This window comes from Roseibacillus persicicus (genome assembly GCF_014651675.1).
GTDB lineage: Bacteria > Verrucomicrobiota > Verrucomicrobiia > Verrucomicrobiales > Akkermansiaceae > Roseibacillus > Roseibacillus persicicus.
Window position 1 is genome coordinate 138444 of the sequence record NZ_BMXI01000011.1, and the last position, 14262, is coordinate 152705.

The window sequence follows — 14262 nt, forward strand, 5'->3', positions numbered from 1 at the left end:
GCTATGAAGGGGGACCAGTCTGGCTGGGAAAAGAAAAAATTCTGCGAATATTCTCCCTTTCCCCAGCGTCTTAGTGGAGTAGAATTTCCAATGATGAACCATCTGCTAGTTTCTATCCTGCTCGGGTCGGCCGTTTTTGTCTGCTCGGAAGAGGACCGAACGACGGGAGGTGCTCGTCGTTCTCTCATCGATTCCGATCCATCGGTGGTCTATGTCGCGGACCTCTTGCCGGAGGATGAGAAGGTCGAGTTGAGGGTCACGGAGGCGACACAGGTCTACGCAACCAAGACTGGCGGGCGGAAGCTGGGACCGATCAAGGAGGGCAAGGTGACCCTCATAGGTTTCGATGAGCGGGCTTGTAAGGTTCAGGGCCAAGGTAAAACTGGTTGGGTGAAGCCCTCGGTCCTTTCGGCGGAGAACGGAAATATCCAAGAGTTGCTCAAGACCGTTTACCAGCGCGAGATGGATGTTCGGAAGCTGATCGAAGCTGGAGAAGTGGCTTTGGGGATGACCCGGGATGAAGTCTGCCGGGTATTGGGAAAGCCTACGAAGCAAACCCTTCGCCGCACCAAGGAGGGCATCGGTGGTTCGATGGAATTCGCCGAGTATGAAGAGGTGAAGCATTATGAGCCCGTCGTGGACCCTTACACTGGAGCTGTTTATCGGCGCTACACGCATACTACCCAGGAGGAGAAAGGAAAGGTAGTGGTCGAGTTCGAGGACGGTGTCGCCTCTGCAATTGAAGAAAGTGAACAGGAAACTGGCGGGGATGTGAAGGTGGTGGTGCGGCCCGTGGTCTGGATTTGGTAAAGATTAGCTCCGTAGGTTCGACTTCCGGATTGCAAATTCGTGCCTGCTGTTGTCCTTTCGGCCAATGCGCAAGAAAAGTGGTGAAGCACGGGAGAACCGTCATGTGCGGGGACGACCCGGAGGATCCGTTCGGGGAAATTCTCTGGCGGAGGAGGACCTCGTGGCCAAGGTCAGGGAAGGCTCGATCAATTTTCTGCTCATACTTGATTGTGTGCAGGATCCCCACAACCTGGGGGCAATTCTGAGAACCGCCGATGGTGCCGGAGTGCAGGCTGTGATTGTGCCCAAGGACAAATCCGCCGGCATCACCGATACCGTCCGACGCATTTCGGTAGGGGCTGCAGACTCGGTTCCTTTTGTCCGCGTCACCAATCTTTCCCGCGCAATGAAGTCTTTGCAGGAGGCGGGGATGTGGTTGGTGGGAACAAGTGATAAGGCGGAAAAGACTCTTTTCGAAACGGATCTGAAGGGAAGTCTGGGGTTGGTGATTGGAGCGGAGGGAGACGGGCTTCGCCGGTTGACCGAAGAGAGTTGTGATTTCCTCGTGAAGCTTCCGATGCTTGGAAAGGTTCCGTGTCTGAATGCAAGCGTTGCGACCGGAATCTGTCTCTACGAAGCGGTGAGACAACGGATGGGCTGATGGTGACCTCGACTATCGCTGAGTTTTCCGAAGGGCCGCGAGAGCTGGCGCTTCCGGTGCGGATGGTTTCCGATTGGCATCTGGGTCATCCGGGGGCCGCAGTGCGGAACGTTGCCCAAGTGGAATCTGTTTTGGCTGGCGCGGGGACTCTGGTGATGGTTGGGGACGGTCGCGAAGAGTTGGTGAAAGGGTGGCGGGCGGAAGCCGATCGTTTGTGGGATGAGCTCAGGACGGCCTGCGAGAGACAGGGTGTCGGATTGATTGCCCTCACCGGGAATCACGATCCGGATGCGTCCAGCGACGGTTGGTTGAAATTGGGACAGGGACGGATTCTGGTGACTCACGGGGATATGATTTATGAGACCTCCTCGCCTTGGAGCCGGGAGCTTTTCGATAAACGAAGGGAAGTGATGGCCCTGCTGGAAAGCCGGAAGACTGAAAGCTTGGACGAGAGGTGGGATTGTGCCCGGGAGGTCGGTCGGTTACTGAGGCCCCGGGGAAAGACTCCCGAAGGACTCGTCGGCTATTTGAAGCTCGCCTTTTGGCCTCCGGAACGGCTGGTGGAGATTGGAAAAGTTTGGACAGGCTTCGCCGCAGAGGGGAACCGTTTTCTCGAGGCTTTTGCTCCGGACTGCGAACACTTGGTGTGTGGGCATTTTCATCGCCCGGGACGATTTCACGTTGGTCATCGCACGATTTGGAACACGGGATCTCTCATGAAGATGTGCAAGGGTCTGGCCATTGACTTCGACGGGGAGTCTTTGGCTGCGCAGCGGGTGATTTTGAAATGAAGCCAATCCGGACGGGGAAGTAGCTCTGCGGTCGCCCGTCCGGCTTCGCCTTCGGGCTGTTTTTGCACTTTCTTAAGAGGTCTCCAATAATCAGAATTCCCTGAATGAACTAGAGACTCCAATAGTCATGATTTCTTGATTATTGGGCGTGACGAAGGGGGAGGTCAGGGGGGCGATTGACTTGTTAGATGGCGCGACTGCAAAATTTTTCCCGTGGTTGTCAGGATAAGCGGTTCTTCGGCTTTTCTTGTTTATGGGTGATGGGTGATAACTAGCTGTGCTGAATTAGCGAAGCTCCCTGAAAAGTTAAATGCTCCTGATTATTTGTGAGGAATAAGGAACTCGGCAAGGTTTGTCGAAATGCGGTGGGGATGGTTTTCTCTACTCATCAAAGCGACCCGTGAGGCGGTAACCTCACGTTCTTGGTTTAGCTTTCATTATTCGGAAAATTTGTTTGGGCCGCTGGAGAAATCCAGCGGCTTTTTCCTTTTCTGCCCACTCGGTAAAGAGGATTGTCGGTCGAGATGTCAGTGAAAACAGATAGCGCGGACTTCTGGCCCTTGATCAATGAGCTTGGCGAAGCGCAGGTGATTGCGCGTGAGCGGATGGATGAACTGTGGGGCGAGGGGTGGAGGCATTTCGGTCCCCGTTTTTTTCGCTATAGTCTGATGTGGCAAGAGGAACAGTGGAAAAGAGTTCTCAATCTTCGGGTTCCATTGGCGGAATGGAAGCCGTCGAAGAGCCAGCGGCGCACCTTGCGGCGGAACGAGGACTTGCAAGTTGAGTTCGGGCCCGCTGAGCCCGGGGAGGAAGAGGAAGCCTTGTTCCAAGCCCACAAGAGTCGCTTTCGGGAGAACGTTCCCGATGCCTTGTCTGATTTTCTAGGGGAAGAGCCGAACGGGGTTCCATTACCCTGTATGCAGCTGAGCGTGAGGTCTGGTGATAGGCTGGTAGCAGCTAGTTTTCTCGATATTGGACTGAAGGCGTGTTCGAGCATCTACGGCATTTTCGACCCAGCGGAAAGCCAGCGACGGCTCGGTATTTTCACCATGCTTATGGAGATGCAATACGCCCGGGAAGCGGGGCTGGATTTCTACTACCTTGGCTATGCCTGCATCGAGTCTTCGCCCTATGACTACAAGAAGGAGGTCAAGCCCGCTTGGGTCTGGGACTGGCGGCAGTGGCGCCCCTTCACGCCCGACGATTGCTCCAAACAAGCCCTCCCAATACCAGAAGGCCTGATGGCAATAAAAAGAGGATGAGGTTGTTGAGGAAGGTCACCTCGGGCCCCACCAAATTGAGTTTGTAGGTGCGGAGACCACGAGGGCCGACGCCGACCAATTCCTCGCGGCCAATCAGCCAGTTGACCGAGTTTTTGACGAAATCGATCTGTTCCTCACGAGCCCGTTCGGGATGGAGAAAGTGACTGTTGGAAATGACGACCATGCGGCTGGCTGCTTCCGCCGCTTCGTCCGAAGTGGCGTCGCCGACGATGACGGCCGCAGCCACGGGGAGGCCCTGCTCATTGCGAAGGTCTTCAGCTGAGTTGAACTCGGGGAGAACTCCGACTTCCTGATAACGGGTTTCGCCCCAGAAGCTGGGGCTGGCTTGCAGGAGGTTGATGGGAAAGATGTTCTGCGAGTTGAGGTCCTCGGCGCTTTCCCGCACAGAGAGGGAGCAAGTGGGGCCGTCAAAGGTCGTCGACTGGCCACCGAGCCCCTCGTTGACTCCCTCGAAATCGGTAAAGATGGCGGACACCTGATTGATGCTGCGACCATTTTGCACGGTGACGAGTCTGTCGTTGTTCGGAGTGATGCCGTGTCGCCGGAGAAAGGCGCGGAGCTTGGCAGGGCGGTGCTTGGGATCGAGAATAGCGAGGATCGAAGCCTTGGGTCGCTCCCAGTAATCATCCAGAATCGCCAGCTCGCGGTCTTCCAAATCATAGCTGGGTGCCACAAGAACGACGGCTTCCGCGTCGGCGGGGATGGACTGGGTGTCCGACAAGTTAATGGGCTCGAGAATGAGATTCTGGCGAAGAAGTGTCTCGGCCAGCATGGTCCATGGCGACTCGGTGCTGCCGGATTCCACTGGTGATTTGTCGGCGAGAAAATAGAGCTTGCGGGGCGCTCCTTCCACGATGCTGAGGAGAGCGGTGGCGATGCGATCCTCGATTTGGAATCCGATGGGGCGCCGTTGGTTATTTTGATCCGTCTGGAAAATCACAAGATCCTCCACCGCAAGATAGCGTGTGAGATTGGGATCGGGAGCGGCACTACCTTTTGGTCGGGCATCGATGAGAATGAGGTCGGTGTTGAGAGTGAGATTGTAGGCGCTGGCAAACCGGGAGGCCGCGTCTGGTTCGCGCACCGGGTCGAGGAACTTGGCTTTGATTTTGCCCCTGGACTCACGTTCGAATTCCTCAACGGAGCGGCGCACGCGCTGGTAGTAGGGAGAGGTCTTTCGGAAGGCTACGGTGACGAGGACTGGATCCTCGCGCTGGGCGAGAGCCTCCTTGGAAAGGATCTTCTGAGTGAGGTCGGAGAGGGTGTAATCTTGATCTTTGCTCAGATCCCAGACCTTGAAGTAGTTGGCGGAGAGGTAGGCGGCGGCGAGAAAAATCACCGTGGCCAGAATCAACTGGATCACGGAAAGGCTACCAATACCGAGACGGGAAATAGGTTTCATGGCGAAAGAAGAAGATCAGTTGCGCCAGCGGCGGAAGTCCACGAGGTGGTGGGTGAGAAAGACGACAAAGGAGGCCGAGAGCAGATAGAAGGCAATCGCTCTGGTATCGATGAGACCGGTAGTGAAATCGGAGAGGTGCTGCTGCGAAGAGAGGTATCGGAAGAGACCGGCAGCCTGAAAGCTATCCCCCCAAATGACCGGCACATAGCCGAGGAAGTAGTGGAGAACGAGGAGGCCGACGGTGATAATGCCAGCGACGATTTGGGAGGACGTGAGGGCCGAACCCAAGAGCCCCAGGGCGGTGAAATAGCAGCCCATTAGGACGAGCACCAGCATCCCGCCAAAAAAGGAACCTTTGGAGAATGGAGCGGGGATGTCAGTGAGAATGGGGAAGAGAATGAAGTGCAGTAGAGATGGGATGAGGAGGACGAGGTAAAAGGTCAGCGCGGCCCCGTACTTGGCGACGACGACTTGCCAGGTCTTTACCGGCGCGGTCATCAGGGTTTCCAAGGTGCCGGAGCGCTCTTCCTCGGCAAAGAGGCGCATGGTTATGAGCGGAAAGATGAAGAGAAAGTAGAACCAGAAGTTCGGGGTGTGATAGGTCACGTAGACCAGGGATTGGGCAACGGGGGCGTCGGCAAAACCCTTCATTGCGGTCGATAGGGAGAGCCCCTGCATCAAAGCCACAAAGGCCAGCACGACCCATCCGAAGAGGGTGTAAAAGTAGGTTTTAAGCTCTTTGCGATAGAGGTTGAGAAGAAGTCGCATGCGATGTGTCCGTGGGACAAGAAACTAGGCAGGGAGAGCGGGGGAAGGCAATGGGGGATTTTTTGAGAAAGTAGTCCTTTTGGATTTTCGCTTTGTTTGGAGTTCCGATCTGCTCCGGGGGCTGCCGTGCTGAAACTGCATTTCCAAATTCACGTTCACCTAATCTCCCGGCTTCCTGCGAATTCTTCCGAACTTGTTTTTCGAATTTTTCCAGTAAGTCAGCCCCTCTTCAAAACAAGTCCCGCCCAAGTCCTCACTCTTCAGAATCAGGAACTTCTGGGCGTCTTTGATCCCTTGATTGTAGGCCAAGGGAGCCAGCTCCTTCTGGAAAAAATCGAAAAGAAACTCGGCCTGCATCTCGCTGATGTCGACTTCGATTTCTTCCGATAAATACCTTTGTATCGATTCGAGAGCCTCCGCTTTCTGGTGTGAGGGCAGATCGATCTTCATTCCGCTGAATCCTCTACCGCATTTCGGAAATGAAGCGGTCGGCCTCTTCAATCGAGCGTTCCATGTCACGGATCAGGCGAGCGACGTCGACCTTGACCTGCACGACTTGGCTTTCCAGGGCGCTAATCGCTTTCGCATTGAGATTGTGTTTGAGAAAGAGAGTCTGGTCGCGGAATTTCTTTAACACCGGATCCAGCTTGGCTTCTGCGCTGCGCATCGCGGTCTGAAGCTCATCGAAGCGATCTTGGGCCGCGTTGTATTGGGTGCGGGAGGCGGAAGCGAGTTCCGGATCGCTGAAGGTTTTGATCTCTTTGTTCCACTCGCGGAAGAGAGCTTTGCCAGTGCTTTCAACGGCGTTATTGCGACCGCGCACGTCCTTGGCGCGAGCTTCCGACTTGCCGTAGGCGCTCTCGATACGACGATACATTTTCTCCAGCTCGCCGCCCTTGTAATTGGAGACGGCGATGAATTCGTCGAGAGCGGAGGAGAATTGTTCCTTGGCTTCGATTTGGGAGGATTTCGCTTTCTTCACGCGATTCACGAGGATATGCCGCTTTTCGAAGCCCAACTTGTCCATCGCGCCATAGTAGGCGGTGGAACAGGAGCCGAGGCCAAGGGCGAGAACAAGAAGGGTGAGGGGGAAGAGTCGCTTCATGAGGGGGAGGATTTTTGAATCAATTCCTGATGATGGATAGTTTTTTTCGTGACTGGATTTTTTCCAACTAAAGCTTCTCGAGCCGGAAAACTACCGGGCGTTCGGTCACCGAATCCAAGGCTTCTACTTGGGCCAGGGTTTCTTTGAGGTGGCCGAAAGGAGTCTTGTGGAGAAGAAAGACCATATCGACGAAATCGGCGTCGGGGTCCTCGGGGTTGGAGGGCGAGTGGGTTCCGGAAATCCCGACTCCAGCCTCCGCCAGAACGGTTGCGATTTCGGCAATCACACCAGGACGGTCGGTGACCTTGAAGCGAACGTAATAGGGCGTCGCGGTGTCCTCGATGGGCATCAGTTTGGGGGATTCTTCCGCTGGGAGGAAGCCGCGGTGAGTGCCTCCGTGTTCCATCAGGCGGGCTGCTTCCACGAGGTCTGCGACCACAGAGCTACCAGTGGGTTCTTGTCCCGCACCCCGGCCATAGAAGAGGGATTCGCCAGCGGCATCACCCTTCACCGCGATGGCATTGAAGACCCCGTTGACCGAGGCGAGAATGTGTTTCGCGGAGATGAAGGAAGGCTGGGTGCGGATCTCGATGCTGCCGTCTTCGTGCTGGCGGACGAGGGAAAGGAGTTTGACGACGTAGCCCAGTTCCTTCGCGAAGCGGATGTCGAGGGGGGTGACCATCTCAATGCCACGGACATAAACATCCTCGTAGTTGATGAGGGTGCCGTAGGAGAGGGAGGCGAGTAGAATCGCCTTGTGGGCCGCGTCCCAACCGTTGACGTCGAGGGTCTCGTCGGCTTCGGCGTAACCGAGTTCCTTGGCCTCACCCAAGGCTTCGGGGTAGCCGAGTCCGGCTTCCGTCATGCGTTGGAGAATGTAGTTGGAGGTGCCATTGATGATGCCGGTCAGAGACTCGATGCGATTGCCGATAAAGGACTCTTGAACGGCTTTGATAACTGGGATGGCGCCGGCGACTGCGGCTTCAAAGTGAATCGGGGTTTTGTGTTCGGCGGAAAGGGCGAACAGTTCTTTCCCGCGCTCGGCGAGAAGTGCCTTGTTACCAGTGACCACTGGTTTGCCGGCCTTGAGCGCTGCGGCCACCAGATGAAAGGCAGCCTGGGTGCCGCCGATCAACTCGACTACGATGTCGATGGAGGGGTCCTCGATTAGCAGGGCCAAGTCGGTGTCGAAGATCTCATCGGGAGCGTCCGCTTCTCGAAATTTATTGAGGTCGCGAACGATGACCTTGCGGATCTCCAGATTGACCGAGCCGTGCGTTCTGTCGGTGATCAGCTCGCCATTGCGGGCGAGAATATTCCATACGCCGGAACCAACAGTTCCGAATCCTGCCAAGCCAATTCCAAGGGTTTTGCAACTCACGGAGGCCATTTAGCCCTAAGTCGGCAAAAGGCCAAGTGTCGCGGTGGAAAAAGTGCGGATGTGAACCGTCACCTTTGCGGAACGAGCTCCGAATTAGGCGAAAGAACCGTGAGCCGCTTCCTGTGGTGTATGAAAAAGGCCGTTTGAGCCCAAACTAGTCCGTGGCAAGGCGGACAAACTTGTAGGGATGATTATTCAGGAGGAGGGGGTTCCAGTTTTCCACCTCTGGCCGGATCAGGTAATTGGTCGCATACCAATAGATCGGGAAGGCAGGAGCTTCGGTGGAAATCAGGCGATCGGCCTCGGCCAGGATGGCGAGCTTCTTCTCTTGCTCCACTGCTTGTTCCGCGTCGTAGAGCAATTTCTCGAACTCTTCCGAACTCCATCCGGTATTGTTGTTGCCTCCCCCCTTGATCCACATGTCGAGGAAGGTGCTGGGGTAGAGATAGTCTCCGATCCAGCCCGCGACGCAGAGGTCGAAGTCCGCATCATACTGCTTTTGCAAATAGGTGGTCCACTCACGCTGAACAATGCGGACCTTGATTCCCAAGTGCTTCTCCCACATTCCCTGCAGGGCGACGGCTTCGACAATCGCGGAGTCGGAGCTGGTTGTCAGCAAGGTGATGGTTGGGAAGCCGGTGGTGGAGGCATAGCCGGATTCCGCGAGCAATCGCTTCGCTTCCTCGGGGTCGAACTTGATGACCTCCGGCCCTTCATAACCTTCGAAAGGCGGCACAATTCCCGAGGCCGGTTGCTGACCACCCCCCAGAATGTCTTCGCAGATGGCGCGCTGGTCGATGGACAAGGCAAAGGCTCGCCGGACCTTGGGGTTGTCGAAAGGAGGGCGACGAATATTCGAGCGCAGGAAGCGGGTTCCAACATAAGGCTCCTGCCTGAGCTCCTTCTTGAAATTCTTTTTGGCGTAAGGGATGAGTTCCGAGGGAAGGGTGTAGGTGACATGCAATTGGTCGTCCCCGAACATCCGGGACTCGGTGTAGTAGTTGGAGATTGGCAGATAACGGATTCCGTTGAGATGCACTTTCTCAATATCCCAATACTCAGGGTTGCGCTCGACCTCCAGAACATGGTTGGTGCGCCAGGTCTTGAGCTTGAAGGGGCCGTTTGACACGATGTTGCCGGGCTTGGTCCACTTGGAGGCGAAGGCGGTGTTGATTTTGCCATGCTTCAAGATGATGTGACGGGGCACGGGATACCAAGTGTAGTGCTTGGTGATTTCGGGGAGGAAAGGAACCGGGCCGCGCAGCTGAATCTCTAGTGTGAAGTCATCGATGGCGTTCACGCCCACTCGGGCCTTGTTCCAGAGGTCGATGCCGACATTCTCGAGCAGTCGGGTGACGGTGGCGAGCTGGACCTCTTCGGAAATCGAATCGGGCCAGTCGAAAACGGAGAGGTTGTCTCGGAGGTAGGTTAGTTCTTTCTCATTCAGCTTATCGAGCCCTTTGCTGGCGAGACGCTTTTTTCGTTGGTCTGGAGTGAGTTCGTCGAATGTTTTGTTGGCAAAGGCCGAAACGTCGACCTTTTCATTTCCTCGGAAGTTCGCTTGGGAAAGTGTTTCCCAACTGGTTGGGAAGGAGGAATCACGAGCCATAAGGATTTCGCCCCGACGGTTCTTGGAGTAGTTCTCGGCGTTCTCGATGAAGTAGAGCATCTCCGCATACTTGGCCGGCCAGTTCGGATCTGGCGAGAGGAGGCGGCGATAGGAGAAGGCGAAGTCATGGGCTGTGACGGGGATGCCATCTGACCATTTTCCCTCGGGTTGCAGATGAAAGGTCCAAGCGGTGAAGTCCTCGCTGGCTTCCCAGCTCGCAGCTGCTCCCGGGAGGGGGATGCCGTCGTTCTGATGGTCTTCCACACAGAGTCCTTCGAAGAGGGCGCGAATGATGTTTGATTCCAGAACGCCGGAGACTAAATGGGGATCCAAGCCCTTGGGTTCATTCGAATTTCCTATGATGAGGATCTTCTCTTCGTTGGCGCGCTCGACGTCACTTCGGGAATCGCAAGCGGCGAGAAAAAGCAGAAAGGGCAAAAGAGCAATGAATCGAACCATCGCGAAGAGCTTTACAGTAGGAAAAGAGCTTGGGCAGTACTTTTTGCGTGTTCACGGCAAGCTTCTGGCTTCTTTGCACAAAAAAGCCTCTCGGGAGTGAACCCGAGAGGCTTTTCATTAAAGATTTTCGATGATCTAAGCCGAGTAGATGGTGTTGCCGCTGGACTTGAGCTCATCACAAGCTTGCACCAGACGCGCGGCGACGGAGGCTTCGGCTTTTTTGAGGTAGCCGCGTGGGTCGTAGACTTTCTTGTTGCCGACTTCGCCGTCGATCTTCAGCACGCCCTCGATGTTCTCGCACATGTGAGTGACGATGGGGCGGGTGAAGGCGTATTGGGTGTCGGTGTCGATGTTCATCTTGATGACACCGTAGTCGAGAGTCTCCTGAAGGTCTTCGGCGGAGGTACCGGAGCCCCCGTGGAAGACGAGGTCCATTTCCGCTTCGGCGCCATACTTGTCCATCACGACTTTCTGACCGTCGCGCAGGATGGTGGGCTTCAGTTTGACGGAACCGGGCTTGTAGGCACCGTGAACGTTACCGAAAGTGGCCGCGAACATGAAGCGACCGATGGGGTTGAGGGTCTCGTAGACCTGAAGCATGTCGTCGGGAGTGGTGTAGAGCTTTTCAGCAGGGAGGCCCGAGGTGTCGTGACCGTCTTCTTCGCCACCGACGCAGCCGGCCTCGATTTCGAGAATGATGTCGAGCTCGACGCATTCCTTAAGGAGTTCCGCCGAGATCTTCATGTTCTCGTCAAGGTCGACGACCGAGCCGTCGAACATGTGGGAGTTGAAGAGTGGTCCCAAGCCCTTTTCCTTGCGAGCACGGGACTCGTCGAGGAGGGGACGGAGGAAAGAATCGACTTTCTCCGGGTGACAGTGGTCGGTGTGAAGAGCGACGAGAATATCGTATTTTTCGGCAAGACGATGAACCGCTTCCGCCAGAACGATGGCACCGAAAGCGGCATCGTTGACATTCAATCCGGAGGCAAACTGGCCGCCACCGGTGGAAACTTGGATGATTCCATCAGACTTGGCATCTGCGAAGGCCTTGAGCGCGGCATTGGCAGTGACGATGGAGGTGATGTTGATGGCCGGATAGGCATAACCGTTCTTCTGAGCGGCATCGAGCATGTCCCGGTATTGAGCAGGTGTTGCAACTGGCATGAAGGCGGCATTAACGGAAAAGTGCCCCTCGTGCAAGAGTGATGAATTTTGGAAAGAATGAGAGCGAGCCAGACATCAGGTGACTGAGCCTTCCCCAACAGGCCGATGCTTGCGCAGCCCATGAGAAAGAGCTATCAAGGTGGGGTGTGGGTGAGGGCGCTTTGCTATTTTGGACTTGGGGCTTTGTTGGGAGGTTTTCCGGCCTTTCTCCTGTGGATTCTCGTATCCTCCAGCTTTGAGTTGGAGATGACTCTTCTTGTCTGGTGGCTCATCCTTTCCGCTCCCATCGGATTGGGGTTGCTCTTCACCTTGATTGGGCTTTCTGGCAAGGGATGGCTCTTGCGGCGTCTACTCGAATTTTTGGGAAAAGAGTCCCATTGGTAGGGCCTTTGCGCAGCAGGGAATTCATGCCCGGCCAATCAACCAGGCATAAATGTTTACGATGAAAACTTGGCGTTTGGCTGGGATTAATCGTCGCCAACCAGCTTTTTACTAACCAGGCGTTGGGTTCCTTCTTCCTCCAACCAGACTGAGGAGGAGTCCTTGCCGGTCGTTCCCTTCACGACGTAAGTTTTGTCAGCCTTGGGGATGAAGATGATATCTCCGGAAACGGACTTGCGGCGCTTGCCTGCCATGGAGTCGATCAGCGCAGCCCCGTCGGCAGCGTAAGAATCGCCGCCTCCAATGGTGAGGGTGATAGGTTCCCCGGCAGGGATTTCACGCTGGGAGGAGCGCAATACGACCCCCATCCCTCCACCGTAAGGAGTGGCCATGGGGGTGTTGCCGTCGGTTTCGCCATTGATCTTCTGAACCCGGAAGATTTCGGCCTTGAGAGGGGTGACCTGAGTGGCGGTGTCTTTCACGGTCGCGCGTGGGCCGGTGTAACCATCAGGCAGGCGGTAGTAGGAAACGCAGTTGGAGAGCAGCGTGGCGGAAGCTAGCGCGAGGAGGGAAAGAGAGCAGGATCGTTTCATTATAAGATGAGTTTGTTGTCTGGTTTGTTAGATAGATATTGAGAGGGCCGAGATGAAGGTTGATTCTTGTCAGCTACATCTTGCAATCGCATCTGCCAGCGATTCGACGGGTTCTCGCGTTGGGATGAATTCTTGTCCGAAGAAGCCCTCGAATCCCGTTTCACGAACCGCCTTCACGATCGCGGGGTAGAAGAGCTCTTGGCTCTCATCGATTTCGTTGCGCCCCGGGTTTCCGGCAGTGTGATAGTGCGCGATGTGTTGATGATAGTCGCGGATGTTGCGGATGACGTCCCCCTCCATGATCTGCATGTGATAGATGTCGTAGAGGAGCTTGAAGTGCGGATGGCCCAGCTTTTCGCAAAGGGCGGCCCCCCATGCGGTGTGGTCGCATTGGTAGTCGGGATGGTCGACTTTGGAGTTGAGCAGCTCCATGAGGAGGACAATGCCATGCTCCTCCGCGAGAGGGAGCAGTGGTTCGAGCCCGCGAGCACAATTGTCCAGGCCCGTGGCGTCATCGAGTCCCTCGCGATTGCCAGAAAAGCAGATGACCTGCTGGACGCCGGCTTCGGCTGCCGCAGGGATGAGCGCACGGTAGATCTCATGAAGAGTCGCGTGGTGTTCGATGCGGTTGAAAGCGCGCTCGATGCAGCCCAATCCCGAAGCGTGCTCGGGTGCGGCAGTGACGGAACAGCAGACTCCTGTGCCTCTTATTTCCTTGGCCTGTTCGGGATGCAATAAGTCGATTCCCTCATAGCCGAGAGGGGCAATCTTCTCAGCAAAATCGACCAGAGGAATGTCGGCAAAGGGCCAGTAGGAGACAGAGTGTTTCATGACGGTGCACGCCCATTCCTGTCTTTCTAACTGGCTCTGTCAATGCAGGACCAGGGCCGCTACCTTGGAAACTTTTCCAGATACTCGGGGATGGTATTAATCGGCGGACGTTCTTCCTCGAGAATCTCTTTCTCGATTTGCTCATACTCGGTGCCAGTGGCTTGCAGGGAGCGGTAGACGGAAGAGAGTTCGGCCAGGTCGCTGACCTTGCCGTGATCTTGAAGTCGTCCCAAGAAGCTCTGCAAAATCCCGAAGGACATCTTGCCCAAAGCGTTGGTATCCTGATTGCGGTGAACCCTTTGATCGAGGTCGACTTGCGCAAAGGCTTTCATCCCGTCTTCCTTATAGACATCGAGGATGTGAGAGGTCTCAACTCCATAGCCGATCGGGAACGGGATTTTCTCCAAAGTCTCGCGACGAACCGCGTATTCGCCGGAGAGCGGTTGGAAAAGTTGGGTGAGTTCAGGGTAAAAGAGACTGAAAAGCGGGCGCACCAAAATCTCGGTCACCCGACCTCCACCAGTGGGGCGAATCCCTTGCGAAAAGGCGAGGGGACGCTCATAGAAGGCCTTCACATAACTGACTTCGGGTTTTTCCAGCAGCGGTCCGATCAGCCCGTAGACGAAGCGGGGGTGAATGTTTGCAATGTCGGCGTCCACGTAGGCGATGATATCGCCCTTCAGCTGATGAATAGCTTTCCAGAGGTTTTCGCCCTTGCCCCGCTTGAATCCGGTGGAGGACATGATGTCGCCGGAGTAGTAGAACTCCGCGCCAAAGGATTTGGCTACTTCGCCTGTCTTGTCAGTTGAGCCGGAGTCGATGACCGCGATTTCATCGATCAGCGGAAAGCGGTCCATGAGTTCACTCTTTAGAATGACGACCACCTTGCCGATGGTGGCCTCTTCGTTGAGGGTGGGGATGCAGAGGGAAATCTTAAGCCCGCTCTCGGCCTTCTCTTTGCAAAGGGCCTCGAGGTCAGCGAAATCGGAGTGATGGTAGGTGTTGGTTTTAAGCCAGGACATGGGGTTCTGTTTGATTGGAAATT

15 protein-coding genes are annotated in these 14262 nt (G+C 55.6%); 5 read left to right on the forward strand and 10 right to left on the reverse strand.

All coding sequences use genetic code 11. The features are described from left to right. The first annotated feature begins 90 nt into the window (after window positions 1-90). The 4 genes from IE099_RS13585 (at window position 91) to IE099_RS13600 (ending at window position 3503) form a co-directional block, all read left to right on the forward strand. Complete coding sequence (locus IE099_RS13585; protein ID WP_189570751.1) at window positions 91-810, forward strand: hypothetical protein; 720 nt, start codon at window positions 91-93, stop codon at window positions 808-810. A 64-nt stretch (window positions 811-874) separates the two neighbouring features. After that, the gene (gene rlmB / locus IE099_RS13590; protein WP_189570753.1) at window positions 875-1450 is read left to right on the forward strand and encodes a 23S rRNA (guanosine(2251)-2'-O)-methyltransferase RlmB; all 576 of its coding nucleotides are present in this window, start codon (window positions 875-877) and stop codon (window positions 1448-1450) included. Then, window positions 1450-2241, forward strand: a complete 792-nt coding sequence (locus IE099_RS13595; protein WP_189570755.1) for a metallophosphoesterase family protein — start codon at window positions 1450-1452, stop codon at window positions 2239-2241. Before rlmB ends, IE099_RS13595 begins: the two co-directional genes overlap by 1 nt. Window positions 2242-2765: 524 nt before the next feature. After that, on the forward strand, window positions 2766-3503 hold the full coding sequence (locus IE099_RS13600; protein ID WP_189570757.1) for an arginine-tRNA-protein transferase: 738 nt from the start codon (window positions 2766-2768) through the stop codon (window positions 3501-3503). Here the strand turns inward: IE099_RS13600 and IE099_RS13605 are convergent. From IE099_RS13605 to fbaA, 7 genes are all read right to left on the reverse strand, one after another. After that, the gene (locus IE099_RS13605) at window positions 3433-4926 is read right to left on the reverse strand and encodes a DUF7088 domain-containing protein (protein WP_189570758.1); all 1494 of its coding nucleotides are present in this window, start codon (window positions 4924-4926) and stop codon (window positions 3433-3435) included. The two genes, IE099_RS13600 and IE099_RS13605, sit on opposite strands and share 71 nt — an antisense overlap. A gap of 15 nt (window positions 4927-4941) precedes the next feature. Beyond that, a complete protein-coding gene (locus IE099_RS13610) occupies window positions 4942-5694 on the reverse strand; it encodes an ABC transporter permease (protein WP_189570760.1) in 753 nt (250 codons plus the stop codon). A 159-nt stretch (window positions 5695-5853) separates the two neighbouring features. Next, a complete protein-coding gene (locus IE099_RS13615; RefSeq protein WP_189570763.1) occupies window positions 5854-6144 on the reverse strand; it encodes a DUF2164 domain-containing protein in 291 nt (96 codons plus the stop codon). Window positions 6145-6157: 13 nt separating this feature from the next. After that, the gene (locus IE099_RS13620; RefSeq protein WP_189570765.1) at window positions 6158-6799 is read right to left on the reverse strand and encodes a DUF2959 family protein; all 642 of its coding nucleotides are present in this window, start codon (window positions 6797-6799) and stop codon (window positions 6158-6160) included. A 67-nt stretch (window positions 6800-6866) separates the two neighbouring features. After that, complete coding sequence (locus IE099_RS13625) at window positions 6867-8189, reverse strand: homoserine dehydrogenase (protein WP_189570767.1); 1323 nt, start codon at window positions 8187-8189, stop codon at window positions 6867-6869. Between the two features lie 145 nt (window positions 8190-8334). Next, window positions 8335-10248, reverse strand: a complete 1914-nt coding sequence (locus IE099_RS13630; protein WP_189570769.1) for a peptide ABC transporter substrate-binding protein — start codon at window positions 10246-10248, stop codon at window positions 8335-8337. Between the two features lie 135 nt (window positions 10249-10383). Beyond that, window positions 10384-11412, reverse strand: coding sequence for a class II fructose-bisphosphate aldolase (fbaA, locus tag IE099_RS13635; RefSeq protein ID WP_189570771.1), 1029 nt, complete (start codon window positions 11410-11412; stop codon window positions 10384-10386). A 120-nt stretch (window positions 11413-11532) separates the two neighbouring features. On the opposite strand from fbaA, the gene IE099_RS13640 reads away from it, so the two are divergent. Further along, complete coding sequence (locus IE099_RS13640; protein WP_189570773.1) at window positions 11533-11796, forward strand: hypothetical protein; 264 nt, start codon at window positions 11533-11535, stop codon at window positions 11794-11796. Window positions 11797-11879: 83 nt separating this feature from the next. On the opposite strand, the gene IE099_RS13645 is transcribed toward IE099_RS13640, so the two are convergent. The 3 genes from IE099_RS13645 to IE099_RS13655 form a co-directional block, all read right to left on the reverse strand. Continuing rightward, complete coding sequence (locus IE099_RS13645) at window positions 11880-12386, reverse strand: hypothetical protein (RefSeq protein WP_189570774.1); 507 nt, start codon at window positions 12384-12386, stop codon at window positions 11880-11882. A 69-nt stretch (window positions 12387-12455) separates the two neighbouring features. After that, window positions 12456-13217 carry a hydroxypyruvate isomerase family protein gene (locus tag IE099_RS13650; protein WP_189570776.1) on the reverse strand — a complete coding sequence of 254 codons (762 nt, stop codon included), beginning with the start codon at window positions 13215-13217 and terminating at the stop codon, window positions 12456-12458. Window positions 13218-13276: 59 nt separating this feature from the next. Then, window positions 13277-14239: a glucosyl-3-phosphoglycerate synthase gene (locus IE099_RS13655; protein WP_189570778.1), complete on the reverse strand. Its 963-nt coding sequence runs from the start codon at window positions 14237-14239 to the stop codon at window positions 13277-13279. Window positions 14240-14262 lie beyond the last annotated feature (23 nt).

Excerpts from the sequence above, each read along its gene's own strand:
- IE099_RS13585 (WP_189570751.1), top strand. The coding sequence starts at position 91 with ATGATGAACCATCTGCTAGTTTCTATCCTGCTCGGGTCGGCCGTTTTT.
- rlmB (WP_189570753.1), top strand. The coding sequence starts at position 875 with ATGCGCAAGAAAAGTGGTGAAGCACGGGAGAACCGTCATGTGCGGGGA.
- IE099_RS13595 (WP_189570755.1), top strand. The coding sequence starts at position 1,450 with ATGGTGACCTCGACTATCGCTGAGTTTTCCGAAGGGCCGCGAGAGCTG.
- IE099_RS13600 (WP_189570757.1), top strand. The coding sequence starts at position 2,766 with ATGTCAGTGAAAACAGATAGCGCGGACTTCTGGCCCTTGATCAATGAG.
- IE099_RS13605 (WP_189570758.1), bottom strand. The coding sequence starts at position 4,926 with ATGAAACCTATTTCCCGTCTCGGTATTGGTAGCCTTTCCGTGATCCAG.
- IE099_RS13610 (WP_189570760.1), bottom strand. The coding sequence starts at position 5,694 with ATGCGACTTCTTCTCAACCTCTATCGCAAAGAGCTTAAAACCTACTTT.
- IE099_RS13615 (WP_189570763.1), bottom strand. The coding sequence starts at position 6,144 with ATGAAGATCGATCTGCCCTCACACCAGAAAGCGGAGGCTCTCGAATCG.
- IE099_RS13620 (WP_189570765.1), bottom strand. The coding sequence starts at position 6,799 with ATGAAGCGACTCTTCCCCCTCACCCTTCTTGTTCTCGCCCTTGGCCTC.
- IE099_RS13625 (WP_189570767.1), bottom strand. The coding sequence starts at position 8,189 with ATGGCCTCCGTGAGTTGCAAAACCCTTGGAATTGGCTTGGCAGGATTC.
- IE099_RS13630 (WP_189570769.1), bottom strand. The coding sequence starts at position 10,248 with ATGGTTCGATTCATTGCTCTTTTGCCCTTTCTGCTTTTTCTCGCCGCT.
- fbaA (WP_189570771.1), bottom strand. The coding sequence starts at position 11,412 with ATGCCAGTTGCAACACCTGCTCAATACCGGGACATGCTCGATGCCGCT.
- IE099_RS13640 (WP_189570773.1), top strand. The coding sequence starts at position 11,533 with ATGAGAAAGAGCTATCAAGGTGGGGTGTGGGTGAGGGCGCTTTGCTAT.
- IE099_RS13645 (WP_189570774.1), bottom strand. The coding sequence starts at position 12,386 with ATGAAACGATCCTGCTCTCTTTCCCTCCTCGCGCTAGCTTCCGCCACG.
- IE099_RS13650 (WP_189570776.1), bottom strand. The coding sequence starts at position 13,217 with ATGAAACACTCTGTCTCCTACTGGCCCTTTGCCGACATTCCTCTGGTC.
- IE099_RS13655 (WP_189570778.1), bottom strand. The coding sequence starts at position 14,239 with ATGTCCTGGCTTAAAACCAACACCTACCATCACTCCGATTTCGCTGAC.